This window comes from Ideonella sp. (assembly GCF_036277275.1).
Taxonomy (GTDB): domain Bacteria; phylum Pseudomonadota; class Gammaproteobacteria; order Burkholderiales; family Burkholderiaceae_C; genus Ideonella.
On the sequence record NZ_DASUNH010000027.1, the window covers coordinates 86,029 to 96,053 of the forward strand.

Sequence of the window (10,025 nt, forward strand, 5' to 3'; positions counted from 1 at the left end):
CAGCCGCCGCGTCCGGCGCTCAGTCCTGAGGGTTGACCACCCCGCCCCGACAGCCTTCAATCGCGGGTTCCACCGCATCCCCGCGCGCCGACGCTCATTCATGCGGGCGCGACCACAGACACCAAGAAGCACCGGAGTGCATCCATGAGAACCACCTACTGCGGCCTGGTCAGCGAAGCGCTGATGGGCCAGACCGTGACCCTGATGGGCTGGGCCCACCGCCGCCGCGACCACGGCGGAGTGATCTTCATCGAACTGCGCGACCGTGAAGGCCACGTGCAGATCGTCTGCGACCCCGATCGACCCGAGATGTTCAAGACGGCCGAAGGCGTGCGCAACGAGTTCTGCCTCAAGGTCGTCGGCCTCGTGCGCGCCCGCCCGGCCGACAAGGAGAACACCAACCTCGCCAGCGGCAAGGTCGAGGTGCTGTGCCATGAGCTCGAAGTGCTGAACCCGTCGGTCACGCCGCCGTTCCAGCTTGACGACGAGAACCTGTCGGAAACCACGCGCCTGACGCACCGCGTGCTGGACCTGCGCCGCCCGCAGATGCAGAAGAACCTGATGCTGCGCTACCGCGTCGCGATGGAGGTGCGCAAGTTCCTCGACGCGAACGGCTTCGTCGACATCGAAACCCCGATGCTGACGAAGAGCACGCCCGAAGGCGCGCGCGACTACCTGGTGCCCAGCCGCGTGCACGACGGCCACTTCTTCGCGCTGCCGCAGTCGCCGCAGCTGTTCAAGCAGCTGCTGATGGTGGCCGGCTTCGACCGCTACTACCAGATCACCAAGTGCTTCCGCGACGAAGACCTGCGCGCCGACCGCCAGCCCGAGTTCACGCAGATCGATATCGAGACCTCGTTCCTGAACGAGGAAGAGATCCGCGGCATGTTCGAAGGGATGATCCGCACGGTGTTCCGCAACACCATCGGCGTCGACCTGCCGGGCTACCCGGTGATGACCTACGCCGACGCGATGCACCAGTACGGCTCGGACAAGCCCGACCTGCGCGTCAAGCTCAAGTTCACCGAGCTGACCGATGTGATGAAGGACGTCGACTTCAAGGTCTTCTCGACCCCAGCCACGACCAAGGGCGGCCGCGTCGTCGCGCTGAAGGTGCCCGGCGGCGGCGAGATGAGCCGTGGCGAGATCGATGGTTACACCGAGTTCGTCAAGATCTACGGCGCCAAGGGCCTGGCGTGGATCAAGGTCAATGACGTTGCCAAGGGCCGCGAGGGCCTGCAATCGCCGGTGGTGAAGAACCTGCACGACGCGGCGCTGGCCGAGATCATCGCGCGCACCGGTGCCTGCAACGGCGACCTGATCTTCTTCGGCGCCGACAAGGCCAAGGTCGTCAACGATGCGATCGGCGCGCTGCGCGTGAAGGTCGGCCACAGCGAGTTCGGCCGCACCCATGGCCTGTTCGAGGACAAGTGGGCGCCGCTGTGGGTGGTCGACTTCCCGATGTTCGAGCATGACGAGGAAGGCGACCGCTGGAACGCGGTACACCACCCGTTCACCGCGCCGAAGGACGGCCACGAGGACCTGATGGACACCGACCCTGGCGCCTGCATCGCCAAGGCCTATGACATGGTGCTGAATGGCTGGGAGCTCGGCGGCGGCTCGGTGCGTATCCACCGCGCCGAGGTGCAGAGCAAGGTCTTCAGCGCGCTGAAGATCGGCCCGGAAGAGGCGCAGCAGAAGTTCGGCTTCCTGCTCGACGCGCTGCAGTACGGCGCGCCGCCGCACGGTGGCCTGGCCTTCGGCCTGGACCGCATCGTCACGATGATGACCAAGGCCGATTCGATCCGCGACGTGATCGCCTTCCCGAAGACCCAGCGGGCCCAGTGCCTGCTGACCGGCGCGCCGAGCGCGGTCGACGAGAAGCAGCTGCGCGAGCTGCACATCCGGCTGCGCAACGCGGTGGCAGCGGGCTGATCGAGCCGGTTCGCTTGACGCCATAGGGCCCCTCGGGGCCCTTTTTCATGCTGGCCGAGGCACGGTGCTTGGTCGCCGGGATCCTGGCACAGGGTCGGCGCAGCGGCGACGCCACGGCAGCCACCCGCGGCACCGCATGGCCAGGCCCGGCTGCACTACCATCGATGCATGCAAGCTGATGCCGTGGCGGGCCCGTTCAAGATCCCCGAGTCGGTGCTCGTCGTCATCCACACACCGGCCTTGGAGGTGCTGCTGATCGAGCGCGCCGATGCCCCGGGTTTCTGGCAAAGCGTGACCGGCTCGAAAGACCTGGTCGACGAACCGTTGGCACTCACTTGCGCCCGCGAAGTGGCCGAAGAAACCGGCATCATGATCGGCAGCGCCGCGGTGCCGGCCGATGCGCTGGTTGACTGGAACCTCGCCAACCACTACGAGATCTACCCTCGTTGGCGGCATCGCTATGAACCAGGCGTGACCCACAACACCGAGCATGTCTTCGGCCTGACCGTGCCGGCGGGCACGCCGGTTCGCCTGGCGCCGCGTGAACACACGGGCCACTGCTGGCTGCCATGGCGCGAGGCGGCCGATCGCTGCTTCTCGCCGTCCAACGCCGAGGCGATCCTGCTGCTGCCACGGTTCGTCGGGGTACCGCAAACATGAACAGCCGCGTGACGCGCCCCGGGGGCCTCGGCCCCAGCACCGTCTACAGCACCCAGGTGCTGCGCGTGGCGACCTACAACATCCACAAGGGCGTGCGGGGCATGGGGCTGCGCAAGCGGCTGGAGATCCACAACCTCGGCCTGGGCATCGAGGCGCTGGACGCGGACCTGGTGTTCCTGCAGGAGGTGCGCCTGTTCCACGCCCGAGAGGCGCGCCACTTCGACCAGACCCACCTCGGTTGGCCCGATGGCGGCCAGGCCGAATTCCTGGCACCGCAGGGCTATGAATCAGCCTACCGCACCAACGCGGTCACCCGCCACGGCGAACATGGCAATGCCCTGTTGTCGCGCTGGCCGATCGGCGACATCGGCCACCACGATGTGTCGGACCATCGCTTCGAGCAGCGTGGCTTGTTGCACGTACCGGTGACCTGGCAGGGCCTGAAGTTCCACGCCGTGGTGGCCCATTTCGGCTTGATCCACTCCAGCCGGGTGCGGCAGGTGCAGCGTCTGGCCGAGTTCATCGCGGCCGAGGTGCCGGACGGCGAGCCGGTGCTGGTGGCAGGCGACTTCAACGACTGGGGCGAGCGGCTGGACGGCCTGATGGTGGACGCCGGCTTGCAGCGCGCCATCGCGCCCGCGGGCCAGCCGGGTGCCCGCGTCACCTTCCCGTCACGCGTCCCGGTGTTTGCGCTGGACCGCGTCTACATGCGCGGCTTTCGTTGCCTGTCGACGATGGTGCCGCGTGGCGCGGCCTGGGCCCGCATGTCCGACCATTTGCCGCTGGTGGTGGAGCTGGAGTCCGCGTGACTGGGACCAGCGACGAGGGGCGCAGCCACCCCGCGGCCTGGTATGCGTTGCCCCAGCCCCAGTTCCTCGGTGGCAACGACGCGCAGTTGCTGCGCGGTGGCGACGAGTACTTCCCCGCGCTGATCGCTGCCATCGACGCGGCGCTGCACGAGGTCTGGCTGGCCACCTACATCTTTCACCATGACACCGCGGGCGAAGGCGTGGCCCGGGCGCTGGTTCGGGCCTCGCGCCGCGGCGTGCGGGTGCGGCTGGTGGTCGATGGGTTCGGTACCCACCGTGCGTTGCCGCAGCTGCAGCGCTGGCTGGCCGGCAGCGGGGTGTCGCTGGCTGTCTTCCGTCCCGTCGAGCGCTGGTGGAACTGGTTTCAGCCCGGCCAGCTGCGGCGCCTGCACACCAAGCTGTGCGTGGTCGATGGCACGCACGGTTTCGTTGGCGGCATCAACATCATCGACGACCGCAATGACCTGAGCCACGGCTTCGGCGACGCGCCGCGGCTGGACTTCGCGGTGGCGCTGCGGGGCCCGGTGGTCGCACCGATCGAGCAGACGGTGCGCGCGATGTGGACCCGTGCGGTCTTCGGCCACGACTGGCGGGCCGAGGTGCTGTCGGTGGCGCGCAGCGCCGAGCCGTTGACGCAGGCGCGGCGCCTGCTCAGCCGGCTGCGCATCCTGCCCGCGCAGGCCCCACCCAGCGTCGATGACCCGCACCCGGTGCGTGCGGCCTTCCTGGTGCGCGACAACCTGCGCCAGCGGCGCTCGATCGAGCGGGCCTACATCGAGTCGATCCGCAACGCGGTGCGGCGGGTCGACCTGGTCTGCCCCTACTTCTACCCGGGTCGCTCGTTTCGTCGCGCCTTGATCAAGGCGGCGCGCCGAGGCGTTCGCGTTCGCCTGCTGCTGCAAGGCAAGGTCGACTACCGCTTTGCCGGCTTGGCGGCGCGGGTGCTGTACGACGAGCTGCTGGCCGAAGGCGTGCACATCCACGAGTACCAGCCGGCCTTCCTGCATGCCAAGGCGGCGGTGGTCGACGAAGGCTGGGCCACGCTCGGCAGTTCGAACATCGACCCGCTGTCGCTGTTGCTGAACCTGGAAGCCAACGTCGCGATCCTCGACGAGGGCTTCGCCGCCGAGCTGGCACGGGCCTTCGAGACCGCGTTGGCACAGTCGCGCCAGATCACCGTGGCGCCCTTTCAGAAGGGTGCGTTCGCCGTGCTGGGCCGCGGCTTCGTGGCCTGGGTGGCGCATTGGTACCTGCGCATGGCGGGCTTGAGCGGGCGCTACTGAGCAGGCCCTGCCGGGCCCCGGCCTGGCGGCATGAGCAGCTCGGTATCCCCACGGTGAATGACGCAGCGCGCGGGGCGCAGCCTGCTCAACGAGCGCCCACAGTAAAGTCGGCGCCTCGCGAAGGAGCCACTGCCCGCCATGAACATCGAACACATCTTCCTTGCCACCGAGTCGGGTGGCCCGCAACAAGCGTGCGAGCGCATCTGCGTGCTCGCCGGCAAAGGCATCGAGGGCGATCGCTACTTCGACCGCCACGACGAGCCCGGGCAGAACCTGACGCTCATCGAAGCCGAAGAGATCGAGGCGTTCCTGAACGAGCATCAGCGTCCGATCGACCTGTCGGTCACGCACCGCAACCTCGTCACCCGCGGCGTGCGACTGAACGAACTGGTCGGGCGCGAATTCCTGGTCGGCGAGGTGCGCCTGCGCGGCGTCGAGCTGTGCGAGCCTTGCATGGGGATGGGGCAGGCCCTGGCCGGCGATTCGCTCACGCCGGCTCAGGTCGTCAAGCGCCTGGTGCAACGCGGGGGGCTGCGGGCCGACGTGCTCAGCGACGGGCTGATCGAACGCGGCGCGGTGCTGCGCCCACTGGGTTGAGCGGCCATGGCACGCAACATCGAGATCAAGGCCCGCATTGCCAGTGTGCAGCAGTTGCTGCCGCGTGCCGAAGCGCTGGCCGGACAGGTGCCGACGGAGATTCGGCAAGACGACACTTTCTTCGGCTGCCCGAACGGCCGGCTCAAGCTGCGCGCGTTTTCTGCCGAGCGCGGCGAACTGATCTTCTACCAGCGTGCCAACCAGCAAGGGCCGAAGGAATCGTTCTACATGCTTTCGCCGACCATGTCGCCCGACACGCTGCGCGAAGCGCTGACGCTGGCCTGGGGCCAGGTCGGTCGGGTGCGCAAGCGGCGCCTGCTGCTGCTCGTGGGACGCACGCGGGTGCACCTGGACGAGGTTGAAGGGCTGGGCGACTTCATGGAGCTCGAGGTGGTGCTGCGCGACGATGAGCCGGCCGATGCCGGCATACAGGAAGCCCATGCCCTGATGGCCCAACTGGGCATCGAACCCTCGGCCCTGGTCGAAGGCGCCTACCTTGACCTGCTGGCCCGGATCGACCCGGCATGAGCAGGACATGGCGCCGTCCGCCGGTCTCGCGCCGGCGACGATGCGGCGAAGCTGGCGGTGCATGGCGATGCCGATGCGCGCCGCTCTGACACGGCCAAAACCAGGGCATGCCTCTTGCCCAGTTGTCGCCGAGGAGGTAGAAGCAACTTGGCACAGTCACAAAAAGGCGCCGCATGATCTGGCCCGATTGGTCGATGGGGGGTGATTTCCTGAGGATCGCACTGCACCTGGTCGGCGCCTTGGCGGCCGGGGGTGTGATCGGCTTGGAGCGCAGCTTTCACGGCCGCCCGGCGGGGTTTCGCACCCACGCGCTGGTGGCGCTCGCGTCGAGCGTTCTGATGGCGGTGCCGATGTTCCAGGAACAGTGGCTGCCCACCGAGGCGCAGGAAAGCTTCCGCACCGACCCCACCCGCATGGCGCAGGGCATCATGACCGGTATCGGCTTCCTGGGCGCCGGGGTGATCTTCAAGGATGGTCTGTCGGTGCGCGGGCTGACGACGGCGGCGTCGATCTGGATCACCGCCGCGATCGGTATCCTGATCGGCATCGGCTTCTACGGCCCGGCGGCTTTCGCCACGATGCTGACGCTGCTGACACTGTCGTTGTTCCGCTGGATCGAGGACCGCTTGCCGTCGCACTACTACGCGCACCACTTCGTGCGCTTCCAGCGCGACCAGGTGCTGTCCGAGGCCGAGTTGCGGGCCTTCCTGAAGGGGCATGGCTTCGCGGTCGCGCAGATGAGCTACCGCGCGTACGACGACGAGCCCAACTTCGAGTACCGCATGGTGCTGCGGACTTCGCGGCAGCAAAACATCCCCAAGCTGGCCGCGGCGTTGCGTGAACGCACCGACGTGCGTGCATTCCGAATCTCGCCGACCGGTGACTGACCGGTGGGTTCAACTGGAGAAGTTCCATGGCCGCGCGCCGCACCCGTTCCAAGGCTGCATTGGCCACCCAGGCCACCGAGCTGGCGCTCGCGGTGCCCCAGGTGGTGGCGCACCGCGTCTGGCGCATGGCCGCTGCCGGCCACAGCCCGTCGGCGCGCGACCGCAAGGAGTTCGCGTTGATGAGCAATGAGAAGACCACGGCCTTCTTCGAGTCCTGGGCCGCGATGGGCTGGGCCATGTGGCGCATCCAGCAGCAGCTCTGGTTGTCGGTGTTCGGGCTGGCGATGTCGCCCTGGAGCCGCCAGGGCGCGCACCGCGCCGCGGTGGATGTGCTGGGCAGCGGCTTGGCGCCGGTGCGCCGGCGGGCGGTGGCCAACGCGAAGCGGCTGGCACGGGTCAAGTTCTAGGGGCCGCGGGCCTGCCGGCCATTGCAGCGCCGGCCGGCTGATCCCAGAATCCGCGCCACGCCCATCCCAGGGCGCGGGAGTGTCGATGCAGGCTGTGTCCCCTGTGCCTGTCCCCCAAGCCGGCGAGCCGCGCGATTGGCTGGGTTACCAACGTTATGCCGATGCGCTTTGGGCACGCATCGTGCACAACTTTGCCCTCGACAGCGATGCGCGCAGCGCGGTGGTGGCGGCGAAGAAGCCCGATGGCCGCGACCTGCCGACAGGCGACCCGCTGGTTGTCGGGGTCTACGGCGAGTGGGGCGTCGGCAAGAGCCGGCTGCTGGAGCTGATGTACCAGCTGGCCGCGCGCCAGAACGCGGAGGACTGTGCCCAGCGGGTGCGCGATCCGCACGCCTATGAAACCAGCCCGGCCTTGCGGTTGACGGTGCCGGTCTGGTTCCACCCCTGGAAATACGAGCATGAGCCGCACCTGGCGGTGCCCTTGCTGATGCACCTGGCTGAAGCCGTGCAGCGTACCCTGGGCGGCGCCGCTTCGATCGACGAACTGGCCAGGCAACTGCTGGCGGATCGTGGCGAAGAGGTCAACGCGACAGTCGAACGGGTGAAGCAGGTGGCGGCCACGTTCCAGGCCGCGGCCAGGATCGCGCACCAAGTGGCGGGCAACGGGCTGGTCAAGACGACCGCGAGCTTGGCCGCCGGCTACTTCGGCTTTGGCGTGGCTGCCGAGCGCTCGCTGACGTGGGTCGAACAGACGGCGGCGAAGTTCCTGCCGGGTGCGCAAGAGAGCGACGAGGCGGCTGGGAAAGCCGCCGCCAAAGACCCCAGCCTGCGCGAACGCCTGTTCGGCAAGTCCGCCGAGGTGCTGGCCCGGACCACGCCGGAGGCCACCGCCGATGGCCGCTACTACTACAACGTGCACCGTTACCTCAGCGAGCTGACGCACATCGGCCGCGACGTCGCCAAGCGACTGGGGCATGAATCGCTGCGCCACGACATCCACCTGAACTTCGTCGTCTTCGTCGACGATCTCGACCGCTGCCTGCCGGAAAAGGCAGTCGAGGTGCTCGAGGTGATCAAGACCGTGCTCAATGTCGAGAGCTTCGCCTTCGTGATCGCGCTCGACGACGAGGTGATCGAGCGCGGCATCAGTTACCGCTACCGCGAGTACCGCTTCCAGAACGCCAAGCCCGAGATGCCGATCACCGGCTTCGAGTACCTGGAAAAGATCGTCCACCTGCCGTTCCGGCTGCCGCAGCTGACGCGGGCCCAGGCGGTGGAGTTTCTGCGCCGGCAGGAAGAGCGACTGCTCGCGCCGACCGCGAGCGATCCGACGGCCGCGGCCGGCACGCCGGTGCGCCTGTGGTTCGTGCCGGACCCGGCCACCGGCGAGCTGCAGGCCTCGCCGCTGGTGCACCTGCTGCTGGACAGCTTCGACGCCTTCGTGCCGCGCAAGCTCGGCCGAACGCTGGAACTGATGCACCAGTTCCAGCAGCTGTTCACCGCCCGCGGCACGCCGATCCAGCCGCCGCCGACCGGCTTTGCGGCCACCGGCAACGCCGCCGATGCGCGCATGGTGTTGTGCTGCGTGTTGCTGCAGCTGTTCGCGCCCGAGATCTTCCGCCTGCTGCGCCGCCGGCCCGAGCTGTTCGGCCACTGGATGCGGGCCTACCTGGTGCAGGACCAGGCGCGCAACCCGGTGTTCATCTGGCAGAAGACGGCGGGCGACCAGTTGATGACGCTGGAAGTGTCCGATGCCGACCTGTACCGCTGGGTCGCGCTGGGGTCGGAAGCCGGGACGCCGCAGCAGCCGCCACCGCCGGGCGCAGCGTCCGCGCCCACCCTGCCGCTGCCATTCAGCCCGCAGCGGGATCTGTGGGGCGACTACCTCGGCCGCACGCAGCTGTCGGCCAGCGACCGCTACTCGGTCGAGCAGGTCCGCCTGCCGCTGGCCGCCGCATTGAGCGGCTTTCGCGAAATGCAACGCCACGCCTTCGCGCCGCTGCGGCTGGGTGGTGCGATGGCCTACGCCACCGGCTGGACCGCGGGCGCGGTGCCGCGGTTGCAGGAGTACCTGAACCTGTTCAGTGACCAGCTGATGGCGACGCCGAGTGCCGCGCCTGTGGTTCCCACGCCGGCCGCTGCGCCAGTCCCCGCCACGGGGCCACCGGTCGGGGCCGCGGTGGGGCCGCCGGTGACCGAGCCCGCCGTCGCCGGCCTGGATGAGTGGTTCGGCGCGGATTCGCCGGCCTCTCGGCCGGCCATGGCTGCTGCCAAGACGCGCGCAGCACGGCCGGTGCGGCAGGTGTCCTCGGGCCAATTGCTGGAACTGTTGGGCAGCTCGGACGCGTCGACCCGCGCCGCACTGCCGGATCGCCTGGGTTTGCAGCCGGGCGAGTTGATCGATGCTGGGGCAGTGATGCGGTTCGCTGCCGCCTTGCGAGAAGACGCGAACCTGGACGACCGCCGCGCGCTCGAAGCGCTCGCGGCGCTGGCGCCGTTCCTCGACGCGGTCACGGTTGAAAGCGCCAAACCCTGGCCCGGCTTTGCGCCGCCGGAGTTGCCGGTGATGGCGCCGGAAGCCTGCATCGAGATCGTCCAACCTTATGCCGCGCTGGCCGTCCACCGCCTCGACCAGGCCTTGGGCCTGGGCCCGGCGCTCGAAGCACTGCGACATGGGTTGCTGAGCATCGTCAACGATGTTGCTGTGCCATTGCCCTTGCGCTCCATGGCGACCGATCAGTTGGGCGCAGTGGGCGACCCTCGCTTCGACTTCGACCCCGACTTGGCCTGGTTGCCGCGGCGGCGAGCGCAGGTGCGGCCGTCCGACGATGAGCCGCTGCGCACGAGCACGCCGACAGAAGAGCCCGTACCTGGTTTCGTGCGCATCACCACGCGTGGCAAGACCTCACCCACCGAGCC

At 68.5% G+C, this 10,025-nt stretch carries 9 protein-coding genes; all 9 read left to right on the forward strand.

Annotated features, from left to right (window positions below; genetic code table 11):
• Window positions 1–144 precede the first annotated feature (144 nt).
• Window positions 145–1,935, forward strand: a complete 1,791-nt coding sequence (gene aspS / locus VFY73_RS06430; RefSeq protein WP_329717097.1) for an aspartate--tRNA ligase — start codon at window positions 145–147, stop codon at window positions 1,933–1,935.
• A gap of 168 nt (window positions 1,936–2,103) precedes the next feature.
• Window positions 2,104–2,595, forward strand: coding sequence for a dihydroneopterin triphosphate diphosphatase (gene nudB, locus VFY73_RS06435; RefSeq protein WP_329717098.1), 492 nt, complete (start codon window positions 2,104–2,106; stop codon window positions 2,593–2,595).
• A complete protein-coding gene (locus VFY73_RS06440) occupies window positions 2,592–3,404 on the forward strand; it encodes an endonuclease/exonuclease/phosphatase family protein (protein ID WP_414654414.1) in 813 nt (270 codons plus the stop codon). The genes nudB and VFY73_RS06440 overlap by 4 nt, the downstream gene beginning before the upstream one ends.
• A complete protein-coding gene (gene clsB, locus VFY73_RS06445) occupies window positions 3,401–4,687 on the forward strand; it encodes a cardiolipin synthase ClsB (RefSeq protein ID WP_329717100.1) in 1,287 nt (428 codons plus the stop codon). Before VFY73_RS06440 ends, clsB begins: the two co-directional genes overlap by 4 nt.
• Window positions 4,688–4,825: 138 nt before the next feature.
• Window positions 4,826–5,284, forward strand: coding sequence for an MOSC domain-containing protein (locus tag VFY73_RS06450; RefSeq protein ID WP_329717101.1), 459 nt, complete (start codon window positions 4,826–4,828; stop codon window positions 5,282–5,284).
• Window positions 5,285–5,290: 6 nt separating this feature from the next.
• Window positions 5,291–5,812, forward strand: coding sequence for a class IV adenylate cyclase (locus VFY73_RS06455; protein ID WP_329717102.1), 522 nt, complete (start codon window positions 5,291–5,293; stop codon window positions 5,810–5,812).
• Between the two features lie 173 nt (window positions 5,813–5,985).
• Entirely contained in the window at window positions 5,986–6,699 is a 714-nt protein-coding gene (locus VFY73_RS06460) for an MgtC/SapB family protein (protein WP_329717103.1), read from the forward strand.
• A 26-nt stretch (window positions 6,700–6,725) separates the two neighbouring features.
• Window positions 6,726–7,106: a polyhydroxyalkanoate granule-associated phasin gene (locus VFY73_RS06465; protein ID WP_329717104.1), complete on the forward strand. Its 381-nt coding sequence runs from the start codon at window positions 6,726–6,728 to the stop codon at window positions 7,104–7,106.
• A 103-nt stretch (window positions 7,107–7,209) separates the two neighbouring features.
• A partial coding sequence (locus tag VFY73_RS06470) for a KAP family P-loop NTPase fold protein (protein ID WP_329717105.1) occupies window positions 7,210–10,025 on the forward strand: 2,816 nt, incomplete at its 3' end.

Excerpts from the sequence above, each read along its gene's own strand:
- VFY73_RS06450 (WP_329717101.1), top strand. The coding sequence starts at position 4,826 with ATGAACATCGAACACATCTTCCTTGCCACCGAGTCGGGTGGCCCGCAA.
- nudB (WP_329717098.1), top strand. The coding sequence starts at position 2,104 with ATGCAAGCTGATGCCGTGGCGGGCCCGTTCAAGATCCCCGAGTCGGTG.
- VFY73_RS06455 (WP_329717102.1), top strand. The coding sequence starts at position 5,291 with ATGGCACGCAACATCGAGATCAAGGCCCGCATTGCCAGTGTGCAGCAG.
- aspS (WP_329717097.1), top strand. The coding sequence starts at position 145 with ATGAGAACCACCTACTGCGGCCTGGTCAGCGAAGCGCTGATGGGCCAG.
- VFY73_RS06440 (WP_414654414.1), top strand. The coding sequence starts at position 2,592 with ATGAACAGCCGCGTGACGCGCCCCGGGGGCCTCGGCCCCAGCACCGTC.
- VFY73_RS06460 (WP_329717103.1), top strand. The coding sequence starts at position 5,986 with ATGATCTGGCCCGATTGGTCGATGGGGGGTGATTTCCTGAGGATCGCA.
- VFY73_RS06465 (WP_329717104.1), top strand. The coding sequence starts at position 6,726 with ATGGCCGCGCGCCGCACCCGTTCCAAGGCTGCATTGGCCACCCAGGCC.